Origin of the sequence: Synechococcus sp. UW86 (assembly GCF_900474085.1) — a bacterium.
Lineage (GTDB): Bacteria > Cyanobacteriota > Cyanobacteriia > PCC-6307 > Cyanobiaceae > Parasynechococcus.
Map to the genome: position 1 here is coordinate 522,640 of NZ_UCNU01000009.1, position 25,687 is coordinate 548,326.

The following is a 25,687-nucleotide window of genomic DNA, read 5'->3' on the forward strand; positions in this document are numbered from 1 at the left end:
CAGAGCTGCACCTGTCACGTCCTTGGGAATCACCCTCAGAGGTGCTTCCTATGGTGCTGTCCACGATTGAGACCCATGGTTCAAAAGGCGTGCTCCCCGATCGGCCCCGCTCTCGGTGACGCTGCGCCAGGGTTTGGAACCGATGGGATCCGTGGGCTCGCCGGCACGGTTCTCACCCCCGCCTTGTGTCTTCAGGTGGGCTATTGGGTCGGTCGGGTTCTGCAGGCGGAAGGTCCTGTTCTGATCGGGATGGACTCCCGGACCAGCGGCAGCATGGTGGTTGCTGCCCTGACGGCCGGTTTGACGGCGGCTGGTCGCGATGTGTGGACCCTTGGGCTCTGTCCGACGCCGGCGGTTCCGTTGTTGATTCGCCAGCTGGGGGCCGCCGGCGGCCTGATGGTCTCCGCCAGCCATAACCCCCCTGCAGACAACGGCATCAAAGTGTTTGGGGCGGATGGCGCCAAACTCAACTCCTCTCGTCAGGCCCAGGTGGAAGCCGGTCTGCAGGGGCAGACGCCCATGGCTGAGCAAGGAACATTTCGCTGCGGTGTGGCGCGATCTAGCGCCGATCTTCTGGATGGCTACAGGGAGGTGTTGCAGCAATCGGTGGCTGAACGGCGACTGGATGGCGTCCCCATCGTTTTGGACCTCTGCTGGGGATCCGCGACGGCGTGCGGTGCTGATGCCTTCCGCGCCCTGGGCGCTGATCTCACCGTGCTCCATGGGGAACCCGATGGCTCCCGCATCAACGTGGCTTGCGGTTCAACCCATCTGGAACCGCTGCAACGGGCTGTGATCGAGCGCGGCGCGGCAATGGGTTTTGCCTTTGACGGTGATGCCGATCGGATGCTGGCGGTGGATGGCCGCGGCCGCATCATCGATGGCGACCACGTGCTGTTCCTGTGGGGATCTGTGCTGCAGGAGCAGCAGGAGCTCCCTGATCAGCGGTTGGTGGCCACTGTGATGTCGAACCTTGGCTTCGAGAGGGCCTGGCAGCAGCGGGGCGGCACCCTTGATCGCACGCCGGTGGGGGATCAGCACGTCCATGCCGCCATGGTGGCCAGTGGCGCGGGCCTCGGTGGAGAGCAATCTGGCCACATCCTTTCCGCCTCCCATGGGTTGTGTGGCGATGGTGTTCTGACCGCCGTGCAGTTGGCCACCCTGTGCCATGCCCAGGGCATCAGCCTCAGCGATTGGTTGGACCGCAGTTTCCAGGCCTACCCGCAGAAATTGGTCAATGTGCGGGTGATGGACCGTTTGCGTCGCAAGAACTGGAGCACCTGCAACGCGCTGACCGATGCCATTGCTTCGGCGGAGCAGTCGATGGGCGAGACCGGTCGCATTTTGGTGCGAGCCAGTGGCACTGAGCCCGTGCTTCGGGTGATGGTGGAGGCCGAGCAGTCGGACGCGGTAGAGCATTGGACGGGGCATCTGGCCGCCGTTGCCGAGGAACATCTCAACGTGGCCTGAGGCTTAAGGCCTCGGCCATCCTGAGGGCACCATCACAGGCATCCCCCTTGGCCTTGCCCCATCGGGCCTCAGGTGTCGACTGACGGATGGCCTGTTGCACGGCTGTGCGGAACCCCTGGAGATGGGTGACGGCTCCTCCATGGCAGACCACCAGGGGGGAGCGCAGGGAAAGCTGCTGGGCCACGGTGCTGATGCAGCTTGAGAGGGCTGCTGCCGATCCCTGAACGATCTCCTCCGCGCCCGGGCAGTCCTTGGCTGCTGCTTCCACCACCAGCGGAGCCAAGGCTGCAAAGTCAGCCGTGCCGAAGTCCTGCTGCACGACCCGGGCTTTCACTGCAGCGTGGCTGTCGCAGCCCATCTGATTCCAGATCTGCAGGCGCAGAGGATGGTCGGGCAGGCGTCCATCGGCCATGCGCAGGGTCAGCTGCAATCCCTGGTGGCCGAGATCAAAAGCCGAGCCGGCTCCATCGAGCAGCCATCCCCAGCCACCACAGCGATGTTCAAGGCCGTTCTCGTCTCGGCCCAGCACGATCATTCCCGTGCCGCTGATCGCCAGGATTCCTGCACCTTCAGGGATTGCACCTCGCAAGGCGGTGCGTTCGTCTCCGGTGACCAGCACCTTCGACAACCCTGTGTCATCACCGATGGCCAGGGCTTGCCCCACCAAATGTTCAGCACGCTGTTGCAACCCTGTGCCGTGTTCGATGCCGCTGGCTCCCACAACGGCCGCCTGGATCACGCCATCGGGGTGATGTTTGAGGGCCTGCTCTGCACTGGTGCTGATCGCCTCGAGGAAACGTCGTTCACCCTGGGGGGCATCCAGGTGGCTGACTCCGGGTCCCTCGCCATCGCCAACAGGCTGGTGCAAGCCGTTTTGAACCACGCTGAGGCGGCAACGGGTGTGCGTCTGTCCGGCATCGAATCCAGCGAGCAGCTTCATGATTCCGTGGGTCGACTCACCAGGCTGGCCAGGGCAAACCAGCCGATCAGCTGAACTTCGGGGCGGAAGAAGATCGTGTCGGTGCTGCCCTGCATCAGCAGCCCAGCGATGGCAGCGAGGCTGGCGATGGATGCCAAGGCGCTTGGATCATCGGCATTGAGCTGCTTGAGGCCCTGCCTCATGCTGCTGACCAGCAATCCCAGGCAGGCCAGCAGCCCGGGAATGCCGGTTTCCACCAGGATTTCCAAGGGAACGGAGTAGGCACTGAGGGCGTTGAACTTCGGTTGCTGATACAGGGGATAGATGCTGTTGAACGCCGTATTGCCAGGGCCGATGCCCAGCCAGGGACGGTCTTGCACCATCTGGATGGCCGCCATCCAGACGTTGATGCGGAAATTGTTGGAACTATCCCCCCGTCCCGCCAGCAGGCTGGTGATACGCGTGCGGATCGGATCGATCTGGGTGGCCGCCACCACCAGGCCAGCGGCTCCAACCAGCAGCACGGCCAGAGGCACCAGACGTCTCCAGAGCGGAGGCCAGTGGCGTGTCCATCGCAGCAGCAGCAACAACAGCAGCACGGCACCGGCAGCAAACATCCCCAGCCAGCCGCCGCGGCTGTAGGTGAACAGCGTGGCTGTTGCTGCCAACACCAGTGTGGTGCCGGCAAACAGCTGTGCTCCTACACCACGCCAGCGCACCAGAGCGATCGCTGCGAAGGGAATCAGCGGCAGCAGGTAACCCGCCAGGAGGTTGGGGTTTCCCAGGGGGCCATAGATCCGAACGGTGCCGGCGCTAATGGAATTCGGATCGGCCCAGCCCGCCAGTTCCTCGCTGGAGGCATACAGCTGTCGCAAAGCCAGAACACTGCTGAGCAGCCCGCCACTCAGCAGTCCGGCGATCAGTCGGTCCCACCATCGGATGTTGCTCAGCAGCAGCTTGCAGAGCAAGGCATAAACGCCCAGGTAGCTGAGCAGTTTGATCAGGCCTTTGCTGGCGGCGATTGGAACTGGAGAACACCCCGTGGCCACAATCGCGATGGCCAGAAAAAGCATCAGCCAGCGCGAGATGGTTCCGATGCGCTGTGGTGGCGGACTGCAGAGGCACCAGAGCAGCCACAGAACGCCGCAGGCTGCAATCACCAGGGCCAGGCCTGTGCGTGTGAAGAAAGGAAGACCCGTGAACAACGCCAGCAGTAGGAGTCCCGCCAGCCTTTCAAGGCGTTTCAGCACTGCCTGATCCGGAGTAATCAGCCCCTGCCAGCGCACCAACAGGGCCCCACCGCACGCCGTCTGGGTTGCATCCGCAGAGGCCATCGTGGGGCTTCAGGTGGTGAGTGCTTCCGCCGGATTATCGATCTCCTGCCAGCGCTGTTCCAGATCTGACACGGAAGGACGTGGATTCTGGTTCCGGCGATAGAGCACCCGGTAGACGGGGAGGTTTTGCTCAAGCACGTAGCGCTCCCGTTCCGTGGGCACCGAAAGCGGGTTGCTGGCGCGCCAGGGACGTTGGTCCTCGACTGGGCGGTCAAAACAGGCGCTGAGTTCGGTGAGAGCCACCATCGGCTCAATCACGTCCAGAACATCGCTCTGCAGAAACAGCTCACGGCCTGGTTGGAGTGCCGTTGCTATGGCCAGAAGCAGCGCGGGTTGCAGGACACGACGCTTGTGGTGCCTGCGTTTGAACCAGGGATCGGGAAATTGGATCGAGACCCGTTGCAGTCGGTCCTGCTTCAGGGCTTTCATCCAGCCTTCCAGGCTGATGTTGGCGTTGCAGAACAGGATCCGAACATTGCCGTGCTCCGAGGCGAGCGCGTCTTGATCGGCGGACGTCACCAGCGGTCGGCGGATTTCAACGCCGAGATGATTCCAGTGGGGATCACGCTCGGCCAGGCCCAGCAGGCACCGTCCACGGGCACAGCCGATATCAAGATGGATCGGCTGCTCAGGAACGCGAAACAGCTTCTCGGGCGGTGGTAGTTCCAGCGGCAACTGGAAGAAGCTGCTGAGGGGATTGACGTGCTGACGCAATGTTCTGAAGCGGTGCGATCCGGTTCAACCGAGATTGTCAGAGCCACTGCCAGAGGAGCTGTCGGGGTCCTGGCGCAGCAAGCCCCAGCAGGCGGTGTAGCCATGCAGATGCGTCGTGCCGCCGACGGGCCCGATCTCCCCGTTGCAGAACGCTCCCGCCACAGGCAGGTCTGGCATCAGTTGGCGCGCCAGGCTGATGTCGCCATCGGCTCGACCAAACAGCCCCTGGCCCCGTCCCAGGCAGGCCATGAGCAGTCCGAAATGGACCGTGTCGCCAGAATCTGCCGTCGCTGCTTTGAGCAGGGCAACGGCTTCGTCCTGGGAGGCCGTGGCTTCGCGCAGGTGAAATTGCACGTTTTGGCCGGCGCGCACCCGCTCAGCAACGGCCACGGCGCCATTGTTGGGATCGACTCCGATCAGGTTGCGGATCAGGAAGGCACTCGCTTCTGAGGCTCCTCCGTTGGCGTTCAGCCGCAGGCTGCTGCGTTCCACACCGAGGAACAACGAGTGACGCACCAGTTCGCGCTCCCGTTCGCTGAGGTCCGCCAGAACCTGTTGCAGGCAATTGATGGGGCTGGCCTTGGTGCTGCCATCATTGAGTTCCAGCAACACGTTGCGCTGCACCTGCTCGATTGAGAAGACCGGGCCGATGGGGCGGCATCCCTGGGCCACAACGGTTTCGAGCCGCCAGCTTCCCCCGATGGAACACACCACTGCGCCGGTGACGACCTGGTCATCCAGCAGCAACGATCCGTGCGGGCTGTTGTGGGGTGCGGCGATGCCGCCAATCTTTTCGGCACTCGGATAGGCGTAGTCCAGCCCGCTGATCAGGTCATTGATTCCACTGCTGGTGGGGTCGATCAGCAGGATCTGGCTGCGGGCAGCCTCGGGGGTGATGCCAACCCAGTCTTGCCATTGCTGGGCGGCTCCATCCAGATCAGGCAGCTCCTCGATGCTCAGGTGTTGAGTGTCGATCGATGCCCCCGGCAGGGAGAGCAGCGTCACGCTCAAAGCAGGTGTCTGCTCCAGTTCCGCAGCGCTTCCGTCGCCGCGGGTGCCCACCACGCCGCCACCGGTGCATCCGATCCAATGCTTCGCGCTGATCTGGGCGCGAAGCATCGGCAGCAGCCGCGGCAGGTCGGTGGCGTAACCCGTGGAGGTGAAGACGAGGGCGAGATCGGCTTCGCCCTTGGATCGGCCCAGTTGCTCGACCACATCCCTTACGGCTTCATCCAGGGACGCTTTGCCAGACAACCCTGTCCGGCAACTGGCTTCAGCGCCCCCGGAGCGAAACCAGCTGAACGGTGCGAACGGTGCCATGAAGCGGACCTTATCAACCCTGGAGCACAGCTCGGGACGTTGATAATGGCGGCACTGTGACAGTCCCCAGTGAACGAGCTCACGTACCGCGCTCTGGTGTGGCTGACCTATCGCCTGGCCGCCACCTTCGCCGTTGGCGTGCCTCTGGTCCTGTTGATCTGGTCGTCCTGGCGTCGCGAGCCGTTGGTGCTTCGGCTGCTCGGGATCTATTGGAAAGTGGCCAGCCTGATGGCGATCAGCCTCTTGCTGCTGACGGATCAGCGGCCCTTGGGCTACGCCATGGCGGTTGTCGCACCGGTGTTGATGGTGATCAGCCTGTGGTTCTGGGTCGACATCAATGAGGAGCTGGCCGACCAGCCGCTCTGGCGTCCGCTGCCCCTTGCCGTGAAGGTGTGGCGTTGGGCATTCAGTGGGTTTGCTCTCATCAGCCTGGGCATGAGCGTGACGGGTTTGGGCTGCATGCAACAGCTGGAGTCCTCGGCATGCCTCACCTGGCTGGAAGCTCCTCAGGGCATCCATGGTCTTGCGGCCACGGTGTTCAATTTTCTGTTCGGTGGTTTGTGGACCGAGGCCGTTGCTGCCTTTGTGGGGTACGTCGCCCTGGTGGCTTATCTGGCTGGTTTGCTGCAGTGGCTGTTGGTGCGTTTGCCCCGTTACGGCCGCGTGGCGGGGGATTTCTGATGACTGACCAGGCGCTGGTTCAGGCCCTGGAGGAGCGAACGCGTGTTCAGCCCCAGCGAGTTGTCCGCCTACGGGGTCAGGTCGTGGATGAGCCGTTTGAGTTGCTGATCTTCCGTGGGTTCAGCAGCAGCACCACCCATCCAACCGCCTTTGACCCTGATGCCTCCGTTCTCCCTGAGGGAACCAGCCTCGATCAGGCTGAGCTGCTGCAGGGGCCCTTGTCGCCAGGTCAAGAGGTTGTCCTGGCTGGACCGATGCCGCCGAACGATCTCCTGGCTCAGGTCAACTGGTGAGTCCGGCGTTCCAGAACCCCAACACAGCGCCCACAGATGTGGGGATGTTCCGGGTGCTGACCCACATCCCCCTCGTAGTGCCAGCAGCGCTCGCATTTGGTTCCCCGCGCTCGGCTCACCTCGATCGATGCGAGCTCGTCGTCCTGGCTGGCCAGCACTTCGGCCCAGGGCTCGCCGCCAATCTGCAGTTGTGAGACCAGCAGCCAGTCCCGCAGACCGTCTACCTCGGGATCCCCCGTCTCACTTAGCCAGGAGAGAGCGGCCTGGAGTTCCGGACGGCGGGCGTCAATCCGCACGGCTGCCTCAAGCGATGCGCCAAGTTCCTGACGGCCGCGGCAATCTTCAAGCACTTTGTTGACGGCGGCGCGGAGCTCCCGCAGCTCTTGAACCGGAGCGCTGAGAGCAGCATCACGCCACTCGACTGGAACCGTCGGCCAGCCCCGGTGGAAGACCGATGTCTCCTCCACGGGGTAAGGCAGGTTCTGCCAGATGTCTTCGGCCATGTGGCACAAGACAGGAGCGATCAGTCCGGCCAGGCGTTCGATGATCAGGGCCATCACGGTCTGGCAGCTGCGCCGGCGCTGGTCGGCGGGGGCACTCACGTAGAGCCTGTCCTTGGCGATGTCGAGGTAGAAGTTCGACAGATCGGTGACACAGAAGTTCTGCAGCAGCTGGAAGAAGCGGAAGAACTCGAAGCTTTCGAAGGCTTCTGTGATGTCGTCCATCACCTCGGCCGTGCGCTGCAGCATCCAGCGGTCCAGCAACGGCAGTTCCGCAATCGGGATCGCGTCGGTTGCCGGATTGAAGTCGTGCAGGTTGCCCAGCAGATAGCGGCTGGTGTTGCGCACCTTGCGATACACATCGGCCAGCTGGCGCAGAATCCCGGCTCCGATCGGCACATCGGCGGAGTAATCCACCGAGCTCACCCAGAGCCGCAGCACATCGGCGCCGTAGGGCGGTTCTTGTTTCTGGTTTTTGCCCCCCTCGATGATCACCATCGGGTCGACCACGTTGCCGAGGGATTTACTCATCTTGCGGCCCTTCTCATCCAAGGCGAAGCCATGGGTGAGCACCCGCTTGTAGGGTGCGTGGCCATTCACGGCGACCGAGGTGAGCAGTGAACTCTGGAACCAGCCGCGGTGCTGGTCGGACCCTTCCAAGTACAGGTCGGCGGGATAGCTCAGGTTGTCCCGCTGGCTGGCGACGGCAGCCCAGCTTGAGCCGGAGTCGAACCACACGTCCATGGTGTCGGTGCCCTTGCGCCACTGATCGGCCTGGTCGGCGTAGGCGGGCGGCAGCAGATCCGCTTCGTCTTTCTCCCACCAGACGTCGGCACCGTGCTCGGCGATCAACGCCTGGATGTGCTCCAGGGTGTCGGCGTTCAGCAGCACCTCGCCGTTGCTGCGGTGATAAAAGACGGGAATCGGCACCCCCCAGGTGCGCTGACGGGAGATGCACCAGTCGCCCCGCTCCTTGACCATCGATTCGATCCGGTTGCGACCGGAAGCAGGGGTCCACTCCACGGCGGCGATCGCATCAAGGGCCTGTTGACGGAACCCTTCCACGGAGGCAAACCACTGTTCCGTGGCCCGGAAGATGGTGGGTTTCTTGGTGCGCCAGTCGTAGGGGTAGCGGTGGCCATAGGCCTCCTGCTTGAGCAGGGCCCCGGCGGACTCCAGCGCCTCAATGATCTTGGGGTTGGCATCCTTGAGCACATTCAGGCCCGCGAACGGCCCGGCCTCATCGGTGAGGTTGCCGGCTTCGTCCACAGGGCACAGCACCGGCAGGCCGTTCTTCTGGCCGGTGTGGAAGTCGTCGACGCCGTGACCAGGTGCGGTGTGCACGAGGCCTGTGCCTGATTCGGTGGTGATGTAATCGCCCCCGATCACCACCGGACTGGTGCGATCCAGCAGCGGGTGGCGGTAGGTCAGCCCGGCGAGCAGAGCGCCTTTGACGGTGGCGCGCCGGCTCAGTGGGCGCGCAAGGGTGACGCTCAGCGTCTCGATCAGATCGGCAGCCACCAGCAGCAGTCGGCCTTCGCCGTCGTCGGCCAGGGCGTAATCGAGCCTTTCATTCACCGACACCGCCAGATTGGCCGGCAGCGTCCAGGGGGTGGTGGTCCAGATCGCCACCTGCAGGGTCTTCCCAAGGGCGTCCGTCTCCGTGGGCAGGTCCAGGCCCTCGGCCTTGAGTGCATCCCGCAGCGCCGCTGGAAGCTCCACGGCTGGGAAGGCGGCGTAGACGCTGGGACTGGTGTGGCCGTCGGGGTACTCCAGTTCCGCTTCGGCCAAAGCGGTGCGTGAACTCGGGCTCCAGTGCACCGGTTTCAGACCCCGGTAGATGTGCCCCTTGAGCACCATCTCGCCAAACACCCGAATCTGAGCCGATTCGTACTCCTTTTGCAGAGTCAGATACGGCTGCTCCCAGTCCGCCCAGATGCCCCAGCGCTGGAAGCCCTTCATCTGGCCATCCACCTGTTTGCGGGCGTAGGCGGCAGCCTTTTTGCGCAGCTTGATCGGTGTCAGCGCCTTGCGCTGCTCCTGATCCATCGACTGCAGCACCTTGAGCTCGATCGGCAGACCGTGGCAGTCCCAGCCCGGTACGTAGCGCACTCGCCGTCCGTTCAACACCTGATATTTGTTGATGACGTCCTTCAGCACCTTGTTGAGGGCATGCCCCATGTGCAGAGCACCGTTGGCGTAGGGCGGGCCGTCATGGAGGGTGAAAGTTGGGCCGCTGTTGTTCAGGCCCAGCTCGCCGTCGATGCCGTGGTCTTTCCAGAAGCCCTGCAGTTCAGGCTCGCGTTGGACGGCATTGGCACGCATGCCGAATCCCGTCTGCAGCAGATTGAGGGTGTGTTTGTAGGAGGGGCGTTCCTCAGCGGCGGCGTCGCGCGTCTCCTTGCTCACGGGGTCCCTGCTCTGGCCTCGGGATTATCAGTCTTCGCCCTCTGGAGATGTGACCTTGGCGGCTTCGGCTGATTCGGTATCGCTTGCGTCAGTGGTTTCGGGGGACTCGGGACGCACCCATTTTTTGCCCGTAACCCCTGATTTCCCGGCCGGTTTGAGTTGTTTGGCAATGCCGCTGATGCCTTCGCCCACTCGGCCCGTGGTGATCAACAGTTGTTGAAGGCTGGTGCGCCAATGATCGAGCGAGGTGAACCGCTGCTGCTCGGTTTCGCTGAGGCTGTTCCAGCGGGCCTGTCCGACCTCGGATCCCAAGCGTGCGATCAACAGGCCGGCGCAGAGAACCGCCAGCATCGGCGCTCCCCGCAGACGGTCCGTGCTGGTGACCAGAACGAGACCCAGCAGCAAGACCACCGCGCCCCAAACACCATCGCGGGGACGACTGAGTTCAACGGCCAGAAGGGGAAGCAGCAGGAGTGCCAGGCCGAGCAGGAGGCAGAGATCGCCGCTGAGGGTCGCAAGCATCCGAGGTGTGGCGGTCTGCTCCCATTCTGGTGCGATCTCTAGAGTCGGGGCGTTGCCCATCTGGCGGAATTGGTAGACGCGCTGGTTTTAGGTACCAGTGGCTTTGGTCGTGGGGGTTCAAGTCCCCCGGTGGGCATTCCTTTCCCTACCGTGGTTCGGGATCGTTACAGACCTGTTGCCTGACCTCCGGATGCATCAGAGCACTGCTCAACAACAGCAGCCTCGTCCGGTCGGAATGGGCTATCGCTCGGTTCCACGCGAATTCGTTGACCCGCCGGCCTTTTGGAACCCCACCGTTGGCCTCTTCTTAGGCGGTTATGCCCTGGCGGCTCTGACCATCTGGGGCTGGTTTGTGGCGGCCTTGCCCCTGCCGGTGCTGCTTTGCACGGGCTTTCTGGCGCTGCATCTGGAAGGGACGGTGATTCATGACGCCTGCCACAACGCAGCCCATCCCAATCGATGGATCAACCAGGCCATGGGCCATGGCTCGGCGCTGTTGCTCGGGTTCAGCTTTCCAGTGTTCACGCGGGTGCATCTTGAGCATCACGCCCATGTGAATGACCCGAAGAACGACCCGGACCACATCGTCAGCACGTTCGGGCCGCTCTGGCTGATCGCTCCGAGATTTTTCTATCACGAGTGGTTTTTCTTTCAGCGTCGCCTCTGGCGCCGCTGGGAGTTGATGCAGTGGGGGCTAGAGCGCAGCATTTTTGTGGTGATCGTGCTGGCGGCGGCACGCTTTGACTTCCTGCCGTTCATCTTCAACTGCTGGTTTGCCCCTGCCTTGATGGTGGGCGTGACGCTGGGTTTGTTCTTCGACTACCTCCCGCATCGGCCGTTCACCTCCCGCAACCGCTGGACGAACGCCCGGATCTACCCAGGCAGGCTGATGAACTGGCTGATCATGGGGCAGAACTATCACTTGGTTCATCACCTCTGGCCATCCATTCCCTGGTTCGAATACAAACCGGCCTATGAGGCCACCAAGCCTCTGCTCGACGCCAAGGGATCGCCTCAGCGGTTGGGCATTTTTGAGACCCGACGGGATGGTTACAACTTCCTCTACGACATCCTTGTGGGAGTTCGCAGCCACAAGCGCCGCAGCGGAAAGATGAGGCGCGCAGCCCGTTTCATGCCCGGCCGGGGGCTGCGTCGCCACTGGCTCGGTTTTGTTGATCGCATCGCGATCAAAACCGAGCCCAAACGTTCGTTGTCCCGATGATCCGGGTTCAGTCAGCCAGGATTTTCGGAACCCGGAAGAAGTCACCCTCTCGCTGGGGTGCCTGGTTGAGAATGTCGTCCCGAACGGGGGTCGGCTGCACGCCATCGGCCCGGGTGACGTTGGTCACCTCCACGGCTCGGGTGGTTTCCGGAACGCCTTCGGTGTCCACCTGCTGGAGCTGACCCACGTACTCGAGGATGGACTCGAGCTGACCGGTGTAGGTCGCAATCTTGTCCTCGGGCAGATCAAGGCGGGCGAGCTGGGCCACCTTGCGGACGTCGTCGCTGGAAATCTGGCTCATGACTCGCCGAGGAACGTGCGCAGATCCTCGCTCAACGCGGTGGCGGCTGTCTCGAGCAAGGCCTCACCGTGCTGGGCGGTGGCCAAGGAGGGGTGGGACCCCATGCGTCCATCGGGGTGACGGCGCCGGAAGTCGTCCGGTCCATGGATGGGACCTGCTGGCGCGGGGTCGGGCAGCGGCCGTTGCTTGCTTTGCAAGCTGGGTTCCACAGCGAGGGTCACCGCGATTTCGCTCGGGGTTGCGTGATGCCCTTCCTTATCCCCATAAAGATCGCGGGCCTGGCGCATCACGGGGCTGGCCATGAACCAGTTGGCCAGCCGACAACGCAGCTGTGGGGCTACGGGGAGATTGCGGGTGTTGGCGGTGCCGTGGGCCTGGGCAAAGGCGGCTTTAGCCGTTGCAATGTTGCCCCCGTGGCCATTGATCACGAACACCCGTTCGAAGCCATGCCGGCCCAGGGACAACACCAGGTCGTGCAGAACGGCCAGAAGCGTTGCTGGCTGCAGGCTCATCGTTCCCGCGAAACCAAGGTGGTGTTCCGCCATGCCAAAGGCTTGAGCTGGGGTGACCAAAACGCCGGTGCGACGACCCACCTCAAGGGCCACCGCTTCTGCGGTGAGGGCGTCGGTGCCGATGGCGCCCGTGGGACCGTGCTGCTCGGTGGATCCCAGGGGGATGATCACCCCCTTGCAGACTTGGAGGTAGCTCTCCACTTCAGGCCAACTGCGCAGGGCGAGGCGAATGGCGTCCGTGCTGTCGACAGGACCGGGAGTTGCAGCGGTCATTCAGGCTGAACCAGTGACCCGATGATCGCTCAACTCCCGCCGATCAGTGGGCGGTGCCGTTGCCGTTGTACTGATCAGTGTTGTAGTAGCCGCCGCGGGTTCCGAAGAACAGGCAGGCCAAGGGGAACAGCACGATGCTGGCGAGAAGCACAGTGCCGAGGTTGAAGCTGGAGGTGGCTGCGTCCATCACCTGGCCTGAACTGAGCTCAGTTTGGTGTGGATGCGCAGTTATTGCATCGATGACGTGGCTTCTGTTGTGAGTTCGCCCTCTTCACCAGGAATGTCCAGCCACTTCCGCAGCCATCCCGTGAGCCAGATGAAGGGAAGCGTGTCGGTCAACGCCGCCATCACTTTGAACAGGTAACCGCTGCCAATGAAGCTGATCAGCTGCGGCAGCACGGACCGTTCCGGCTGTATTGGCAGCACATGGGCGCCGTAATGGCTGATCAGCACCACGGCACTGGTGTCCACCAACTGGCTCACCAGGGTGGAGCCGTTGTTGCGCAGCCAGAGCGCTTTGCCATTGGTGAGTTTTTTCCAGAAATGGAACAGTCGCACGTCCACGAACTGCGCCGTGAGGTAGGCCACCATCGAGGCGCCAACTGAACCGAAACTGAGCTGCTGAATGGTGCGAAAGGTGCTGTCATCGCTGCCGCTCATGCTCGGCAGAACGCCCCCCAGCCAGAGGATCAGCAGCACCCAGCCGTTGAGCAGCAACCCGACCCACACCACTTGATTGGCTTTCTGTTCTCCCCAGAGTTCGCTGATCAGATCAGTGCAGAGGAACGTGACCGGGTAGGGCAGTGCGCCAACGGCCACCACGATCGGCCAGCCGCCGATGCTGCCCAGTTGCAGGAAGCGCGTCAGGCCCAGGATGTTGAGCATGCCGAGTGTTCCGAGGAACAAACCCGCCAGCACCAGAAAAACCCCATCACGCCGTGCCTGGAGGTTGCTGTCCACAGCCTGCAACGTTCAAGCTGAAACAAGCGTGGCCGCCAGCCGGCAGCCTGTCATCGATTTCGTTTCGCTTCCGCTCAATTTTTTTGCCCGTCCGGCTCAGATCGTGGGCCCCGATTTGGTGGGCTGCAGGTTGGTGAAACGCCAAGACGATGGCAGCCTGCTCTGGGGCGTGATCGTTGAAACCGAGGCCTATTCCCAGGACGATCCCGCTTGTCACGGTTACCGCCGCCGTTCGCCGCAAAACGAAACCCTGTTCGGTGAGCCAGGGCATTTTTATGTGTATGTCAGCTACGGCATCCACCACTGCGTGAACGTGGTCACTGATCGGGCCGATTGGGCCAACGGCGTGTTGCTGCGTGCCGTGGCTCTTCCTGATGAACCGGAGCGGATTGCAGCAGGTCCCGGCCTGTTGGCACGACGTTTCGGGCTTGATCGCCGTGATGACAGCCGTCCGGTGACGGGCGAACATGACGTGTGGATGGCCCCAAGGTCAGACACATTTGCCAGCCAGGATCTTGTGACAACCACCCGGATCGGCATCTCCCAGGGCGCTGCAACCCCATGGCGCTGGTACCTGCGGAGCAGTCGCAGTGTCAGCAGACGAGCTCGGGGTGATCGCATGCCACCCAAGGCACAGTGCTGGGCGCCATCGCTGGAGTCGTTGTCATGAGTGGCTGGCCGCATCGACACGTGCTGGATCTCGCCTCGTTTTCGCGGGAAGACTTTGCAGCTGTGCTTGAGCTGGCCCAGCGGTTTCGTTCACTGCCCGTCACTGGTGCCCGCAAACTGCCTGCCTTGCAGGGCCGTCTGGTGGCAACGCTGTTCTTCGAGCCCAGCACCCGAACTCGCAGCAGTTTTGAGTTGGCGGCCAAGCGTCTGTCGGCAGATGTGATGAGCTTTTCACCTTCCAGCAGCTCACTCAGCAAAGGGGAAAGCGTTCTCGATACAGCGCGCACCTACGTGGCCATGGGCGCCGACGTTCTGGTGGTGCGCCACCGTTCCACCGGGGTGCCGCAGCAACTGGCGCTGGATCTGCAGCAGATGGGTGAGCGCACCGTGGTGCTCAATGGGGGCGATGGACTGCACAGTCATCCCAGTCAGGGACTGCTGGATCTGCTCACTCTTGCCCGGCATTTCTCGCCCCAGTACCCCATGCCGGAAGCGCTGCAAGGTCGCCGGATTGTGATTGTTGGAGACATCCTTCACTCGCGGGTGGCCCGTTCCAATCTCTGGGCTTTGACGGCCTGTGGCGCGGATGTGGTGTTGTGCGGTCCTCCCAGCCTTGTCCCCGAGGATTTTTCGGCCTTCGTGGATGCTCCGCCCCCGGGTCTGCTGAAGGATCCGGTGCCGCAACGGGCCAAGGTCAGCGTGGTGCGGCGCCTGGAACATGCGCTGCCGGGCGCCGATGCCGTGATGACCCTGCGGCTTCAGAAGGAACGGATGGGCCAGCAGTTGCTCACCAGCTTGGAGCGCTATCACCGGGACTTCGGGCTGAGCCATGAGCGCATGCAGCTCTGCGGAGAGAACGTTCCCGTACTGCACCCCGGCCCGGTCAATCGCGGCGTCGAATTGAGTGGGTCGCTTCTGGATGACCCGCGCGTCAGCCTTGTGGAAGAGCAGGTCAGGAATGGCGTGCCCACCCGGATGGCCTTGCTCTATTTGATGGCAGCTTCCGAATCCGCAACTGAGGCCTCCTTGGTGTCGAGCAGCTCCTGAGTTTGGGGGAGGCCACTGAGCTGATGGGCGTAGTAATCCATCGCTGCCTTGAGGGCGGCATCGGGTTCTGCGATGGAGGGACCTTTGCCGCTGGCCATCGGGAAGTGGGCATCCTCAGCATCAAGCGCCAGATGCTGGCTGGGCATTCCGGTTAGCAGAATCGAGGCCCGTTGCCGGGTCGCCAGGGCGTACAGCCATTTGATGCTCAAGGTGATCCGGTTCTCTCGGTTGGGGATCAAGGCCTGGTGAACGATGGCCCACAGCAGCAGGCCCAGGCGTCCGGAAAATTTGAAGCCATGCAGGTTGGCCACTGCACTGGCGTGCACCCCTGCAAAGCCTCCGCCGACGATGACCAAATGCGGTGCATGACGTAACCGTTCCGCTGGCGGTTCAAGCTCCAGGAAGTAATGGTTGCTCGCCATTTGCATCCCATCGGATTCTTTCCGAAAGGTATGAATCGCAATCTTTGGCTGTTTTGAACGGTTCTGCTTCAGATCAGCTTGAACCCTTCGAGAAAGAGGCCGTAGAGAAAGCCAATACGACCAAGGTCCAGGAGCTGTTGGGGCAGTTTCAGTGATGGTTCGGAGCTGCGTCGGCGCCGGATCGTGAGTTCAGTGCCAAGAACCACCACAAGCGCAGCCACGGGGTCCATCTGCCCGAGAACGCCTGCCACTGATGTGATGGCGCTACCGATCAAAAAGCCAATGAGTCCAGCAAGGGCCAGCAAGGAAAACCGCCGCCAAGGATTGCGCGCCCATCGATCCAGCCTTTGAAATGCTGCTCCAACGTTGGTTTGCAGCCGGGTGGATTGAAGCCGTTGCACGGCACTGGTTTCAGGGGAAGAGGCAGGGTCGAAACCAGTGATCCCCATCACCCGGCCATGCCCCTGCCAGCCCCTGTTTACACCACCCGTAGGCAACCTGCAGGCATCAGACACTACGGATAGGAGATTTCAATAAAAAACCCGGGGCAAGCCCGGGCCAGGTGATGGGGATTGGCGCAGCAAAGCCAGAGCTGAGGGCTTTGACAACGGCTTGCGCTGAAAGTTATTTGGACTCAGCCTTCGCTTTTCTGGACGCTTTGCCTTCGAGAAGTTCCAGCAGGGCTTCCATTTGTGCCATCACACCCCGAACTTCGCCGGCTTCGGGAAGAAGACCGTCTTCCATGACTCCTTGATGCATCTCGCGCAGCTCTTGGCGGATGTAGCGCAGGTGGCTCACGACCTGCTCGCGCTTCGATTGCGACATCGGCTACGGGGGAGTTCAACACCCCTTTTACCTCATGGGGGGTCAGCTGCGGCGTGATGGGGCGCGACTTATCGCACCGGCTGCAGCCAGGAGTGTGAAGGTGAGTAGGGCTGAAGGTCGTGCCACGGTGCTGAACACCACCAGGACAAACAGGCCAATAAGTGGCAGGCGACGCTGCAAAAGCGCAGTGGAGAATAGGGGATTCGAACCCCTGACCTCTGCGGTGCGATCGCAGCGCTCTACCAACTGAGCTAATTCCCCGGTCAGCCAACGCTAGCCGGCACGGCCTGCGTCAAACTGCCATAGATGGGGTCTGAGGACGGCTCGATGCTTACGCAGGAACGGCTCGAAGCTTTTGACGAGGCCTCGACGGCCGAACTCGCCCGCCGGCTTGAAGAGGACGATTACCCCTCTCCTTTCGACAGCCTTTCGGATTGGCACCTGCTTCGGGCGCTGGCCATTCACCGGCCCGAACTGATCCTTCCGTACCACCATTTGGTGGACCAAGAGCCTTTTGATGAAGACTGAGCAGGCGTCGCCACTGTCGTCGCCACTGTTCGGGCGGCGTGTGCTTGTGGCCGTCAGCGGCAGCATTGCTGCTGTTAAGACGCCCTTGCTTGTCAGCGCGCTGATTAAGGCCGGCGCTGAGGTGCGCTGTCTTGTGACCACCAGTGGTGCTGCCTTGGTGAGTCCCGTGGCGCTCGCCAGCCTTAGTCGCCATCGCTGCTACCTCGAGGCCGACCAGTGGGACTCCGCCTCATCCAGGCCGTTGCACATCGAGTTGGCGGAGTGGGCGGAGTTGGCCATCGTTGCGCCCCTGAGTGCCAGCAGCCTGTGCCGCTGGAGCCAGGGTTCAGCCGACGGTCTGCTCGCCAGTGTTCTGCTGGCCATGGAAGCTCCTGTTATCGCGGCTCCGGCGATGAACACGGCCATGTGGCGTCACCCTGCGGTGCAACGCAACTGGCAGCAGGTTCAATCCTTCCCTGGGGTGATCCCCCTCGTGCCGGCGTCCGGTCTCTTGGCATGTGATCGCGTCGGCGATGGGCGCATGGCCGATCCGCTGTTGATTGAGTTGGCGGCTGCGTCTGTGTTCAGCCGCGGTTCGGGAATTCCTGACGTGACCCTTGATTGCTCGGGGATGACTGTTCTTGTTTCGGCTGGACCGACGCAAGAGTCGATTGATCCGGCCCGTTTCCTGAGCAACCGCAGCAGTGGCCGCATGGGTGTGTTGCTGGCGCAGGCGGCACGCCTCCGGGGTGCCACCGTTCATCTGGTGCATGGTCCATTGGATCTCCCCGACGCCTGGCTTGAAGGCCTGGAGTGCACTGCGGTGGAGAGTGCCGCCGAACTCGGTTCAGCTCTGCAGTTGGCTCAGCCCGGATCCGATGTGCTCGTCATGGCTGCTGCCGTCGCTGACCTGCGGCGCGATGCCGCTCCCCCAAGCAAGCTGGCCAAGCAGGATCTTCAGCAGGCACTTGTTTCCGGTTGGGCCGAAGTGCCTGACTTGCTGTCGAATCTGACCCGCCAACGCCGTCCCGGACAGTTGGTTCTAGGTTTCTCTGCGCTCACAGGCAGCGATGCCCATTTGCTGGAGCGGGCTGAAAGCAAGCGGCTGGCGAAGGGCTGCGATCTGATGATGGTGAATCCCGTGGACCGCGATGGTCAGGGTTTCGGGGACCAACCCAATGGAGGCTGGTTGCTTGGAGATGGCTGGAGGCGAGAGCTGCCTGTGACGGCAAAGCTCTCTCTGGCCCATCAATTGCTAGATGCTCTGGTTGAGGCTCGGGATCAGGCCGCGGCGTCGATGGAGTCCTGACCGAGCAGGTCGATGAAGGTGCGCAGTTGAAGACGAGGGATGTAGGGCCAGCCTCCGTTTTTCTCCATTCCCTGCAGAAGTGTGAACAATTTCTGGCGGTTTTCTGGAAGGCTTTGACGAAACGGACCGTCCTGAACGTCGCGATGCAGGGCCTCAAGCTCACGCAGCAGGGTGAGCAGTGCTTCGGGATTTCCCCTCAACTCCTCTGCCAGCTCGCCCAGGGCGGCCAGTGCCGGAGCCATCCGTGCCTGGGTCGAATCGGGATCGTTGGATGTCACGCGCTTTCGACAAGTTGTTGAGAGCTGCAAAAGGCTAGCCCTGACGTCATTTTTCGCCCTGTAAGATCCAGGTCTGACGGCATTCCGTCCCCATTAGCGTTCAGCCGATCGGCTCCTTCCATGCGCATTCGTCCTCTGCTGGCCGTCGTGCTGGCGCTCTGCCTCGCGTTCTTCACCACGGCCTGCAGTGGCGACAGTGATGCAGTCCAGCGTGGTGGATCCAACGTCACCTACGACGACATCCACAACACCGGCAAAGCCAACGATTGCCCCACGATCGGGGATTCAGCCCGGGGCTCGATTCCTCTGACGGCCGGCGGCAGCTACGAGCTGCGTGAGATCTGCATGCACCCTGTGCAGGTCTATGCCAAGGAGGAGCCCAAGAACATTCGTCAGCAAGCCGAGTTTGTTGAGGGCAAGATTCTCACCCGTTACACCTCCAGCCTCGACTCCGTTTTTGGCGATCTGAAGGTGACGGAATCAGGCCTGCAATTCCAGGAGAAAGGTGGCATCGACTTCCAGCCGATCACCGTTCTGGTGCCCGGTGGTGAAGAGTTCCCCTTCACGTTCTCCAGCAAGTCCCTCAATGCCACTGCTGATGGCTCGGCTCTGACCACCAGCACCGACTTTGAAGGCACCTATCGCACCCCCAGCTACCGCACCAGCAACTTCATTGATCCCAAGGGTCGTGCTCTGACGACTGGTGTTCAGTACGCCCAGGGTCTTGTGGCACTTGGTGGTGATGACGAGCAGCTCGAGAAGGACAACAACAAGCGCTACATCGATGGTGTGGGAACCATGAGCCTCTCCATCACCAAGGTTGATCCTGAAACCGGAGAATTTGCTGGTGTGTTCAGCGCCATCCAGCCCTCCGACTCCGACATGGGTGGTCGTGAAGTGGTCGACATCAAAATCACTGGTGATCTCTACGGTCGTCTTGAAGAGGCCTGATCGAAGTCATCACAACAGGTTGCAAGGGGGCTTAGGCCCCCTTTTTTGTGGCCCATTGCAATCCTCCGGCGATCTGGGAGAATCGCCCGATCTTTCCATGCAGCCATGACCGCCAGTGCTTCAGCTCCTGCCCAGCGATCTGGTGTGATTGCTCCCTACGGCGGAACGCTGGTTGATCTGATGGTGGCAGAGGCGGATCGTGCCGCTGTGAAAGCCACGGCGACCAAAACGATCGAGTGTTCCGATCGCAACGCCTGTGATGTGGAGCTGCTGTGTGTGGGTGGCTTCTCTCCTCTGCGTGGCTTCATGCACCAGGAGGACTACGACGCCGTGGTCAGTGGGCATCGTCTGGCTGCTGGCCAGCTGTTCGGTCTGCCGATCGTGATGGACACCGACCGCGACGACGTGGTGGTGGGCGACAAGCTGCTGCTCACCTACAAGGGTCAGGACCTGGCCGTCCTCGAGGTCGAGGACAAGTGGGAACCCAACAAAGTGGCTGAAGCCAAGGGTTGCTACGGCACCACCTCCATCGAGCACCCTGCGGTTCGGATGATCACGATGGAGCGCAAGCGCTTCTATCTGGGTGGAAGCCTCCAGGGTCTTGCTCTGCCCGAGCGGGTGTTCCCCTGCAAGACCCCTGCTGAGGTGCGTGAAGGCCTGCCCGAAGGCGAGGACGTGGTGGCGTTCCAGTGCCGTAACCCCATTCACCGCGCGCACTACGAACTGTTCACCCGTGCCCTCCATGCACAGAACGTCAGTGACAACGCTGTGGTGCTCGTTCATCCCACCTGCGGTCCCACTCAGCAGGACGACATCCCTGGTGCCGTTCGCTTCCAGACCTATGAACGTCTGGCGGCCGAAGTGAACAACGACAGCATTCGCTGGGCCTACCTGCCCTACGCCATGCACATGGCCGGTCCGCGTGAAGCGCTGCAGCACATGATCATCCGCCGCAACTACGGCTGCACCCACTTCATCATTGGCCGGGATATGGCCGGCTGCAAATCGTCTCTCACCGGTGACGATTTCTATGGCCCTTACGACGCTCAGAACTTCGCGAAGGAGTGTGCCCCCGAGCTCACGATGGAAACCGTTCCCTCCCTGAACCTCGTTTACACCCAGGAAGAGGGCTATGTGACGGCCGAGCATGCTGAAGCGCGTGGCCTGCACGTGAAGAAGCTGAGCGGCACCCAGTTCCGCAAGATGCTGCGCGGTGGTGAGGAGATTCCCGAGTGGTTCGCCTTCAAGAGCGTGGTTGAGGTGCTCCGCGCCGCCTGAAGACTGAGAACCCGTTTAACATTCCTTCATCTACGAGACGACCTGTGAACAAGCGTTGGCGAAATATCGGTCTCGGGGCCCTCTTGGTTCTGGCGATCGTTGTGATTGCACCAGCGTTCTTTGGTGGTGGCGGTGGCAGCCAGCCCCAGGTGAACACCATCCGCTACAGCGAGTTCGTTGAGGCGGTGAAGGATGACCAAATCAGCCGTGTGCTGATTTCTCCTGATCAAGGCACCGCCCAGGTGGTTGAAAACGACGGCCGTCGTGCCCAGGTCAACCTGGCCCCCGATCGTGAGCTGCTCGGTTTGCTGACCGAACACAGCGTTGATATCGCCGTGCAGCCCTCCCGTCAGACCCCTGGCTGGCAGCAGGCTGCTGGAAGTCTGATCTTCCCTCTGCTGCTGCTTGGTGGTCTGTTCTTCCTCTTCCGGCGCGCCCAGGGTGGAGGTGGCGGCAACCCAGCCATGCAGTTCGGCAAGAGCAAAGCGCGGGTTCAGATGGAGCCCTCCACCCAGGTGACCTTCACCGATGTGGCCGGCATTGAAGGGGCGAAGCTTGAGCTGACCGAGGTGGTCGACTTCCTCAAGAACCCCGATCGCTTCACGGCCGTCGGCGCCAAGATCCCTAAGGGTGTTCTGCTTGTGGGGCCTCCTGGCACCGGTAAGACCCTTCTCGCCAAGGCTGTGGCAGGTGAAGCAGGTGTTCCCTTCTTCTCGATCTCTGGTTCTGAGTTCGTTGAGATGTTTGTTGGTGTTGGTGCCAGCCGCGTTCGCGACCTCTTCGAACAAGCCAAGAAAAACGCTCCCTGCATCGTCTTCATCGACGAGATCGATGCCGTTGGCCGTCAGCGGGGTGCAGGCCTCGGCGGTGGTAACGACGAGCGTGAGCAAACGCTGAACCAGCTCCTAACGGAGATGGATGGTTTCGAGGGCAACACCGGGATCATCATCGTGGCGGCCACCAACCGCCCGGACGTGCTCGATGCCGCTCTGATGCGCCCCGGACGTTTCGATCGTCAGGTCACCGTTGATCGGCCTGACTATTCCGGACGTCTACAAATTCTTGGCGTTCATGCTCGCGGCAAGACCCTTGCCAAGGACGTCGATCTCGACAAGGTTGCACGCCGGACACCTGGTTACACCGGTGCCGATCTCGCCAACCTTCTCAACGAAGCCGCCATCCTTGCGGCCCGTCGCGAGCTCACCGAAGTGAGCAACGACGAGATCAGCGATGCCATTGAACGGGTGATGGCGGGCCCGGAGAAGAAGGACCGTGTGATGAGCGAGCGCCGCGCTCGCCTGGTGGCCTATCACGAGGCTGGTCATGCCCTGGTGGGCGCTCTGATGCCGGACTATGACCCGGTTCAGAAGATCTCGATCATTCCCAGGGGTAATGCCGGCGGTCTGACCTTCTTCACCCCCAGTGAAGAGCGAATGGAATCAGGTCTCTACTCCCGGGCCTACCTGCAGAACCAGATGGCTGTTGCCCTTGGCGGTCGGGTGGCTGAAGAGATTGTCTACGGCGAAGATGAGGTCACCACTGGTGCATCCAACGACCTCCAGCAGGTTGCGTCCACCGCGCGTCAGATGATCACCCGCTTCGGCATGAGCGATGAGCTGGGTCCTGTTGCCTTGGGGCGCGCGCAGGGTGGCATGTTCCTTGGCCGCGACATCGCTGCGGAGCGTGACTTCTCTGAGGAAACCGCCGCCATGATCGATAAAGAGGTCTCTGAGCTGGTCGATGTGGCCTACAAGCGCGCCACCAAGGTTCTGGTCGACAACCGAGCCGTTCTGGATGAATTGGCTGAGATGCTCGTTGAGCAGGAGACTGTTGATGCTGAAGAGCTTCAGGAGCTGCTGATTAAACGTGACGTCCGGGTCGCCGAATACGTCTGATTTCGATTCGTCTTCCAACCCTTGGCTGGTGCGGCAGGAGCTCTTGGTGGCATCCCTGCAGCATCAGCCTCTTTTGTTGGTGATTCGGCCAGAGCCCGACGACCTCGCGGCTTCAGGCTCTGGTTTGTTGGACCAGGTGAAGCAGCTTCACGCCGCAGGACTTCGACATCTCGAAGTGGCCTGGGTTGACCAGCCAGGCTGGATGGGGTTCATGCAACGGGTGCAAGACCATTGCCCTGGTCTGAATCTGGGGGCGGCTTCGGTGACGGTCTCCAAGGCGCTCAACGATCTATCGCGGCTTGATCTCAGCTACGCCATGGCACCGTGCTGGTGCCCTGAGCTCGTGGAGCAGGCCAGAGAGCTTGGTGTCTTGCTGGTGCCTGGGGTCTTCAGCCCCACGGAGGTTCAGCAGGCCATGCGATTCGGCTGTCGTGTCGTCAAGCTGTTTCCCGCTGCCAATCTGGGGCCTTGTTACTGGAGCCGCTTGCAGGCGCCCCTTGGCCCTCTGCCCTTCGTGATTGCCGCTGGTGGTCTCGAGGTAAGCGACCTCCCCGTATGGCTGGAGGCTGGTCATGGCGCCGTGGCTCTGGGCCGCAGGGTGGTGGGATCGGCGCCTGCCTTCCAGGCACTTCTCGACTGGTTGCGTCAATCGACAAGCCAGCGTTGACGCCAACGGCTGGTCGACATGCGTCCAAAATGCTACAGATGAGATAGCTATCCAACTGCGTCATGTCGCAGCTCACGATCAAGCTCAGCGACAAGGCCGATGCCCTGATCGCTCAGCTTCAGAAGGAGATCTTCAATCGTCGGCGCAAGAAGGTGTCGGCTGCTGGAGTCGTGGAGACCCTGGTGGAGAGCGGAGCAAAATCGCAGTCTGACAAGCGTTTTGCCACGTCCTGGACGAACCTGATCAAGGACATTGAAAAGGCGGCCAAGCTCTCCTACGCCCATGGCAGCAAGCCATCCACCCTCAGTGATGAGGAGTGGGCCCTGGTGTTGAGTCATCGCAGCCGTGGGACTACCGGTCGTGCACGCCGGACGGTGAAGAAAACGTTGGCTGCCAAGAAACCAGCCTCAGCCAAGGCTCAGGCCAGCAAAAAGCACGCCCGCCGCACCCGGACCCGCAGCGCGGCAAAGACGAAAACGGCCGCAGCGGCGGTGAGCTCCAGCTCAGCGGTGAGTTCCGTCTGAACTGATTCAAGGGTGGTGCTCACCAAAGGCTGCATTGCCCCTGCTGCCTCAGCAGGTGATCAGCCAGAACGAGTGCCACCATCGCTTCCACCATCGGTACGGCCCGCGGCAGAACGCAGGGGTCGTGCCGTCCTTTCCCAGCGAGTGTGGTGGCCTTGCCATCGGAATCGATGGTCTGCTGCTCTTTGCGGATCGTGGCCGTTGGCTTGAAGGCCACTCGGATCACAATCGGCTCACCATTGCTGATCCCTCCCTGGATGCCCCCGGAGTTGTTGGTGGCGGTCTTCAGCCGTCCATCGTCGGTCGGCACAAAGGCGTCGTTGTGCTCGCTGCCTTTCAACAGCGTTCCATCGAAACCAGACCCAATTTCAAATCCTTTGGTGGCCGGCAACGACATCACAGCTTTGGCGAGGTCGGCTTCGAGTTTGTCGAACACCGGCATGCCCAGACCAATGGCGGGATGGCGCACCACGCATTCGATCACCCCGCCGCAGGAATCACCTTCGCGGCCAATGGCTTCGATGCGCTCAATCATCCGCTCGGCGATCGCTGGCTCGGGACACCGAACGATGTTGGCCTCCACATCACTCAGCTGAACCTGCTGTGGGTCGATGCCGGAGGCTTCGATGGTGTGGATCCGCTTCACCCAGGCCAGGATTTCAGTTCCTGCTGCTTGTTTCAGCAGTTGTTTGGCGATCGCACCTGCAGCGACACGGCCGATGGTTTCCCGCGCTGATGCACGTCCACCACCGCTGCGGGCCTGGATTCCATACTTCGCCTGGTAGGTGGCATCGGCATGGGAGGGCCGAAAGGCGACCGCCATGTCCTTGTAATCCCCGGGCCGTTGGTCCTTGTTCCGCACGACCATGGCAATCGGAGTGCCAAGCGTGGTTTCGCCATCCAGCAGGCCACTGAGAATTTCCACCTGGTCCGCTTCCTTGCGTGGTGTGGTGATGTGGCTTTGGCCTGGCTTGCGTCGGTCCAGTTCGGCCTGAATCGACTCGACGCTTAGGTTGAGCCGTGGTGGACAGCCCTCAACGATGACACCCACCCCTCCCCCGTGGGATTCACCGAAGGTGCTGATCCGGAAGAGGTCGCCGAAGCTGCTGCCCATGGCCATTGATCGATGTGGTGAGGCTACGAAGCCATCGGTTCAGATCAACTCCGGATGGGGCAATTTCGGACGTTCTGTCGTGGGATGCTGCCGGGCCATCTCGAAATCACAGAACTCAAATCCCGGGCCGACACAACAGCTCATCAACGAGTAGTCACCAAGACTCCGTGCCGCCTGCCAGGTGTTGGCGGGAACCACCTCGATGGGGTTGGACGCATGCAAAGCATCACGTTTCAGCCCTGTGCCATCGCCCTGGCATTGAAAGAGCTCCAGCGTGGCCCCATCAATGTGCGTCCAGACTTCGTCTCCACCGATCACCCGATGCCAGCAACTGACGGCACCGGCAGGCAGCAAAAACAGAATGGCCGTCAAGGCAGATCGCTCGGCACCGTCCTGTCGTTGAACTTGGTCTGGACTGCGATGCAGCTCTCGGTACCAGCCCCCCTCTGGATGGGGCTTTAAGCCGAGCTGTTGGATCAGGGTTTGCGTTTTTCTCATGGCAGTCCGGAGCTTTGTCTCATGCTTTTCAGTTGCTGCTAATCCCGTCCCATCCAGAAGACTGCTCAGTCAAAGCCCACCAGCAAAAGCGGTTGGTTCTTGCCATGTCGAGGTTGCCTTGCTTCCACGCTGCTGAGTCGACGTAAAGCGTTGCTGAGGGGTTGGCACCTCTGCATCGCACAGAGTTGTGCAGAGAGGACCATAGATGGCTCCTCTCTGTTGATGGTTGATTGGAGCTCAATTCTGAAAGCACAACAAAAAGCCCCCTCGGAG

General features: G+C 61.8%; 28 protein-coding genes, 2 tRNA genes and 1 pseudogene. 14 read left to right on the top strand and 17 right to left on the bottom strand.

Annotated features, from left to right (window positions below):
• The first annotated feature begins 75 nt into the window (after positions 1-75).
• Positions 76-1,470, top strand: coding sequence for a phosphoglucosamine mutase (gene glmM / locus DXY04_RS05070; RefSeq protein WP_115161229.1), 1,395 nt, complete (start codon positions 76-78; stop codon positions 1,468-1,470).
• Here the strand turns inward: glmM and DXY04_RS05075 are convergent.
• The 4 genes from DXY04_RS05075 to DXY04_RS05090 are packed head-to-tail and all read right to left on the bottom strand — an operon-like array spanning position 1,457 to position 5,757.
• Positions 1,457-2,410: a BadF/BadG/BcrA/BcrD ATPase family protein gene (locus tag DXY04_RS05075; protein WP_115161230.1), complete on the bottom strand. Its 954-nt coding sequence runs from the start codon at positions 2,408-2,410 to the stop codon at positions 1,457-1,459. The two genes, glmM and DXY04_RS05075, sit on opposite strands and share 14 nt — an antisense overlap.
• Entirely contained in the window at positions 2,407-3,723 is a 1,317-nt protein-coding gene (locus DXY04_RS05080; protein WP_115161231.1) for an IctB family putative bicarbonate transporter, read from the bottom strand. Before DXY04_RS05080 ends, DXY04_RS05075 begins: the two co-directional genes overlap by 4 nt.
• A 9-nt stretch (positions 3,724-3,732) precedes the next feature.
• Positions 3,733-4,437, bottom strand: a complete 705-nt coding sequence (trmB, locus tag DXY04_RS05085) for a tRNA (guanosine(46)-N7)-methyltransferase TrmB (RefSeq protein ID WP_115161232.1) — start codon at positions 4,435-4,437, stop codon at positions 3,733-3,735.
• A 24-nt stretch (positions 4,438-4,461) separates the two neighbouring features.
• The gene (locus DXY04_RS05090; protein WP_115161233.1) at positions 4,462-5,757 is read right to left on the bottom strand and encodes an FIST N-terminal domain-containing protein; all 1,296 of its coding nucleotides are present in this window, start codon (positions 5,755-5,757) and stop codon (positions 4,462-4,464) included.
• Between the two features lie 69 nt (positions 5,758-5,826).
• Between DXY04_RS05090 and DXY04_RS05095 the strand changes: the two genes are divergently transcribed.
• Together DXY04_RS05095 and DXY04_RS05100 are read left to right on the top strand one after the other, a co-directional pair.
• On the top strand, positions 5,827-6,438 hold the full coding sequence (locus DXY04_RS05095; protein ID WP_115161234.1) for a DUF3177 family protein: 612 nt from the start codon (positions 5,827-5,829) through the stop codon (positions 6,436-6,438).
• Positions 6,438-6,731 carry a hypothetical protein gene (locus DXY04_RS05100; protein ID WP_115161235.1) on the top strand — a complete coding sequence of 98 codons (294 nt, stop codon included), beginning with the start codon at positions 6,438-6,440 and terminating at the stop codon, positions 6,729-6,731. The genes DXY04_RS05095 and DXY04_RS05100 overlap by 1 nt, the downstream gene beginning before the upstream one ends.
• Here DXY04_RS05100 and ileS read toward each other — a convergent pair.
• Positions 6,716-9,640, bottom strand: coding sequence for an isoleucine--tRNA ligase (gene ileS / locus DXY04_RS05105; RefSeq protein ID WP_115161236.1), 2,925 nt, complete (start codon positions 9,638-9,640; stop codon positions 6,716-6,718). The genes DXY04_RS05100 and ileS overlap by 16 nt on opposite strands.
• Positions 9,641-9,667: 27 nt before the next feature.
• Positions 9,668-10,162: a Ycf66 family protein gene (locus DXY04_RS05110; protein WP_115081576.1), complete on the bottom strand. Its 495-nt coding sequence runs from the start codon at positions 10,160-10,162 to the stop codon at positions 9,668-9,670.
• Between the two features lie 54 nt (positions 10,163-10,216).
• On the opposite strand from DXY04_RS05110, the gene DXY04_RS05115 reads away from it, so the two are divergent.
• Together DXY04_RS05115 and crtR are read left to right on the top strand one after the other, a co-directional pair.
• A tRNA-Leu gene (locus DXY04_RS05115) sits at positions 10,217-10,298 on the top strand.
• 54 nt (positions 10,299-10,352) lie between these two features.
• A complete protein-coding gene (gene crtR, locus DXY04_RS05120) occupies positions 10,353-11,384 on the top strand; it encodes a beta-carotene hydroxylase (protein ID WP_115161237.1) in 1,032 nt (343 codons plus the stop codon).
• 7 nt (positions 11,385-11,391) lie between these two features.
• On the opposite strand, the gene gatC is transcribed toward crtR, so the two are convergent.
• The 4 genes from gatC to DXY04_RS05135 are packed head-to-tail and all read right to left on the bottom strand — an operon-like array spanning position 11,392 to position 13,430.
• Positions 11,392-11,685: an Asp-tRNA(Asn)/Glu-tRNA(Gln) amidotransferase subunit GatC gene (gene gatC / locus DXY04_RS05125; RefSeq protein ID WP_114988151.1), complete on the bottom strand. Its 294-nt coding sequence runs from the start codon at positions 11,683-11,685 to the stop codon at positions 11,392-11,394.
• Positions 11,682-12,470 carry a creatininase family protein gene (locus DXY04_RS05130; RefSeq protein WP_115161238.1) on the bottom strand — a complete coding sequence of 263 codons (789 nt, stop codon included), beginning with the start codon at positions 12,468-12,470 and terminating at the stop codon, positions 11,682-11,684. The genes gatC and DXY04_RS05130 overlap by 4 nt, the downstream gene beginning before the upstream one ends.
• A gap of 43 nt (positions 12,471-12,513) precedes the next feature.
• The gene (locus DXY04_RS12050; RefSeq protein ID WP_170951336.1) at positions 12,514-12,657 is read right to left on the bottom strand and encodes a hypothetical protein; all 144 of its coding nucleotides are present in this window, start codon (positions 12,655-12,657) and stop codon (positions 12,514-12,516) included.
• Between the two features lie 41 nt (positions 12,658-12,698).
• A complete protein-coding gene (locus DXY04_RS05135; protein ID WP_115161289.1) occupies positions 12,699-13,430 on the bottom strand; it encodes a queuosine precursor transporter in 732 nt (243 codons plus the stop codon).
• Positions 13,431-13,458: 28 nt separating this feature from the next.
• On the opposite strand from DXY04_RS05135, the gene DXY04_RS05140 reads away from it, so the two are divergent.
• Positions 13,459-14,100: a DNA-3-methyladenine glycosylase gene (locus DXY04_RS05140; RefSeq protein ID WP_115161239.1), complete on the top strand. Its 642-nt coding sequence runs from the start codon at positions 13,459-13,461 to the stop codon at positions 14,098-14,100.
• Positions 14,097-15,146, top strand: a complete 1,050-nt coding sequence (locus tag DXY04_RS05145; RefSeq protein ID WP_115161240.1) for an aspartate carbamoyltransferase catalytic subunit — start codon at positions 14,097-14,099, stop codon at positions 15,144-15,146. Before DXY04_RS05140 ends, DXY04_RS05145 begins: the two co-directional genes overlap by 4 nt.
• Here the strand turns inward: DXY04_RS05145 and DXY04_RS05150 are convergent.
• The 4 genes and pseudogenes from DXY04_RS05150 to DXY04_RS05165 all read right to left on the bottom strand — a co-directional run.
• A pseudogene (locus DXY04_RS05150) lies at positions 15,086-15,463 on the bottom strand (NAD(P)/FAD-dependent oxidoreductase); the annotation flags it as partial. The gene DXY04_RS05145 and the pseudogene DXY04_RS05150 overlap by 61 nt on opposite strands.
• A 173-nt stretch (positions 15,464-15,636) precedes the next feature.
• Positions 15,637-16,017 (bottom strand): DUF565 domain-containing protein, encoded by a 381-nt coding sequence (locus DXY04_RS05155; protein WP_170951337.1) that lies wholly within the window; start codon positions 16,015-16,017, stop codon positions 15,637-15,639.
• Between the two features lie 175 nt (positions 16,018-16,192).
• Positions 16,193-16,393: a hypothetical protein gene (locus tag DXY04_RS05160; RefSeq protein ID WP_011363323.1), complete on the bottom strand. Its 201-nt coding sequence runs from the start codon at positions 16,391-16,393 to the stop codon at positions 16,193-16,195.
• A 188-nt stretch (positions 16,394-16,581) separates the two neighbouring features.
• Positions 16,582-16,654, bottom strand: a tRNA-Ala gene (locus DXY04_RS05165).
• Between the two features lie 45 nt (positions 16,655-16,699).
• Here DXY04_RS05165 and DXY04_RS05170 point away from each other — a divergent pair.
• Together DXY04_RS05170 and coaBC are read left to right on the top strand one after the other, a co-directional pair.
• The gene (locus tag DXY04_RS05170) at positions 16,700-16,921 is read left to right on the top strand and encodes a DUF2555 domain-containing protein (RefSeq protein ID WP_114988156.1); all 222 of its coding nucleotides are present in this window, start codon (positions 16,700-16,702) and stop codon (positions 16,919-16,921) included.
• Positions 16,911-18,209, top strand: a complete 1,299-nt coding sequence (gene coaBC / locus DXY04_RS05175; RefSeq protein WP_115161291.1) for a bifunctional phosphopantothenoylcysteine decarboxylase/phosphopantothenate--cysteine ligase CoaBC — start codon at positions 16,911-16,913, stop codon at positions 18,207-18,209. The genes DXY04_RS05170 and coaBC overlap by 11 nt, the downstream gene beginning before the upstream one ends.
• Here the strand turns inward: coaBC and DXY04_RS05180 are convergent.
• Positions 18,182-18,451 carry a hypothetical protein gene (locus DXY04_RS05180; RefSeq protein ID WP_244276136.1) on the bottom strand — a complete coding sequence of 90 codons (270 nt, stop codon included), beginning with the start codon at positions 18,449-18,451 and terminating at the stop codon, positions 18,182-18,184. The two genes, coaBC and DXY04_RS05180, sit on opposite strands and share 28 nt — an antisense overlap.
• A gap of 156 nt (positions 18,452-18,607) precedes the next feature.
• Between DXY04_RS05180 and DXY04_RS05185 the strand changes: the two genes are divergently transcribed.
• From DXY04_RS05185 to DXY04_RS05205, 5 genes are all read left to right on the top strand, one after another.
• Positions 18,608-19,438 (top strand): photosystem II manganese-stabilizing polypeptide, encoded by an 831-nt coding sequence (locus DXY04_RS05185; protein WP_114988159.1) that lies wholly within the window; start codon positions 18,608-18,610, stop codon positions 19,436-19,438.
• Positions 19,439-19,543: 105 nt separating this feature from the next.
• Entirely contained in the window at positions 19,544-20,716 is a 1,173-nt protein-coding gene (sat, locus tag DXY04_RS05190; RefSeq protein WP_115161241.1) for a sulfate adenylyltransferase, read from the top strand.
• A gap of 44 nt (positions 20,717-20,760) precedes the next feature.
• Positions 20,761-22,611: an ATP-dependent zinc metalloprotease FtsH gene (gene ftsH / locus DXY04_RS05195; protein ID WP_006851961.1), complete on the top strand. Its 1,851-nt coding sequence runs from the start codon at positions 20,761-20,763 to the stop codon at positions 22,609-22,611.
• The gene (locus DXY04_RS05200) at positions 22,583-23,278 is read left to right on the top strand and encodes a bifunctional 4-hydroxy-2-oxoglutarate aldolase/2-dehydro-3-deoxy-phosphogluconate aldolase (RefSeq protein ID WP_115161242.1); all 696 of its coding nucleotides are present in this window, start codon (positions 22,583-22,585) and stop codon (positions 23,276-23,278) included. The genes ftsH and DXY04_RS05200 overlap by 29 nt, the downstream gene beginning before the upstream one ends.
• A 62-nt stretch (positions 23,279-23,340) precedes the next feature.
• A complete protein-coding gene (locus DXY04_RS05205; protein WP_115161243.1) occupies positions 23,341-23,802 on the top strand; it encodes a hypothetical protein in 462 nt (153 codons plus the stop codon).
• A 19-nt stretch (positions 23,803-23,821) separates the two neighbouring features.
• On the opposite strand, the gene aroC is transcribed toward DXY04_RS05205, so the two are convergent.
• A complete protein-coding gene (aroC, locus tag DXY04_RS05210) occupies positions 23,822-24,916 on the bottom strand; it encodes a chorismate synthase (protein ID WP_114988184.1) in 1,095 nt (364 codons plus the stop codon).
• A 39-nt stretch (positions 24,917-24,955) separates the two neighbouring features.
• Positions 24,956-25,414 carry a cupin domain-containing protein gene (locus DXY04_RS05215; protein ID WP_115161244.1) on the bottom strand — a complete coding sequence of 153 codons (459 nt, stop codon included), beginning with the start codon at positions 25,412-25,414 and terminating at the stop codon, positions 24,956-24,958.
• Positions 25,415-25,687 lie beyond the last annotated feature (273 nt).

What these genes read in the sequence shown, in the direction of transcription:
- glmM (WP_115161229.1), top strand. Translation starts at nt 76, where the DNA reads ATGGTTCAAAAGGCGTGCTCCCCGATCGGCCCCGCTCTCGGTGACGCT.
- DXY04_RS05075 (WP_115161230.1), bottom strand. Translation starts at nt 2,410, where the DNA reads ATGAAGCTGCTCGCTGGATTCGATGCCGGACAGACGCACACCCGTTGC.
- DXY04_RS05080 (WP_115161231.1), bottom strand. Translation starts at nt 3,723, where the DNA reads ATGGCCTCTGCGGATGCAACCCAGACGGCGTGCGGTGGGGCCCTGTTG.
- DXY04_RS05090 (WP_115161233.1), bottom strand. Translation starts at nt 5,757, where the DNA reads ATGGCACCGTTCGCACCGTTCAGCTGGTTTCGCTCCGGGGGCGCTGAA.
- DXY04_RS05100 (WP_115161235.1), top strand. Translation starts at nt 6,438, where the DNA reads ATGACTGACCAGGCGCTGGTTCAGGCCCTGGAGGAGCGAACGCGTGTT.
- DXY04_RS05110 (WP_115081576.1), bottom strand. Translation starts at nt 10,162, where the DNA reads ATGCTTGCGACCCTCAGCGGCGATCTCTGCCTCCTGCTCGGCCTGGCA.
- crtR (WP_115161237.1), top strand. Translation starts at nt 10,353, where the DNA reads ATGCATCAGAGCACTGCTCAACAACAGCAGCCTCGTCCGGTCGGAATG.
- gatC (WP_114988151.1), bottom strand. Translation starts at nt 11,685, where the DNA reads ATGAGCCAGATTTCCAGCGACGACGTCCGCAAGGTGGCCCAGCTCGCC.
- DXY04_RS05130 (WP_115161238.1), bottom strand. Translation starts at nt 12,470, where the DNA reads ATGACCGCTGCAACTCCCGGTCCTGTCGACAGCACGGACGCCATTCGC.
- DXY04_RS12050 (WP_170951336.1), bottom strand. Translation starts at nt 12,657, where the DNA reads ATGGACGCAGCCACCTCCAGCTTCAACCTCGGCACTGTGCTTCTCGCC.
- DXY04_RS05145 (WP_115161240.1), top strand. Translation starts at nt 14,097, where the DNA reads ATGAGTGGCTGGCCGCATCGACACGTGCTGGATCTCGCCTCGTTTTCG.
- DXY04_RS05155 (WP_170951337.1), bottom strand. Translation starts at nt 16,017, where the DNA reads ATGGGGATCACTGGTTTCGACCCTGCCTCTTCCCCTGAAACCAGTGCC.
- DXY04_RS05160 (WP_011363323.1), bottom strand. Translation starts at nt 16,393, where the DNA reads ATGTCGCAATCGAAGCGCGAGCAGGTCGTGAGCCACCTGCGCTACATC.
- DXY04_RS05170 (WP_114988156.1), top strand. Translation starts at nt 16,700, where the DNA reads ATGGGGTCTGAGGACGGCTCGATGCTTACGCAGGAACGGCTCGAAGCT.
- coaBC (WP_115161291.1), top strand. Translation starts at nt 16,911, where the DNA reads ATGAAGACTGAGCAGGCGTCGCCACTGTCGTCGCCACTGTTCGGGCGG.
- DXY04_RS05180 (WP_244276136.1), bottom strand. Translation starts at nt 18,451, where the DNA reads ATGGCTCCGGCACTGGCCGCCCTGGGCGAGCTGGCAGAGGAGTTGAGG.
- DXY04_RS05185 (WP_114988159.1), top strand. Translation starts at nt 18,608, where the DNA reads ATGCGCATTCGTCCTCTGCTGGCCGTCGTGCTGGCGCTCTGCCTCGCG.
- sat (WP_115161241.1), top strand. Translation starts at nt 19,544, where the DNA reads ATGACCGCCAGTGCTTCAGCTCCTGCCCAGCGATCTGGTGTGATTGCT.
- DXY04_RS05205 (WP_115161243.1), top strand. Translation starts at nt 23,341, where the DNA reads ATGTCGCAGCTCACGATCAAGCTCAGCGACAAGGCCGATGCCCTGATC.
- aroC (WP_114988184.1), bottom strand. Translation starts at nt 24,916, where the DNA reads ATGGGCAGCAGCTTCGGCGACCTCTTCCGGATCAGCACCTTCGGTGAA.
- DXY04_RS05215 (WP_115161244.1), bottom strand. Translation starts at nt 25,414, where the DNA reads ATGAGAAAAACGCAAACCCTGATCCAACAGCTCGGCTTAAAGCCCCAT.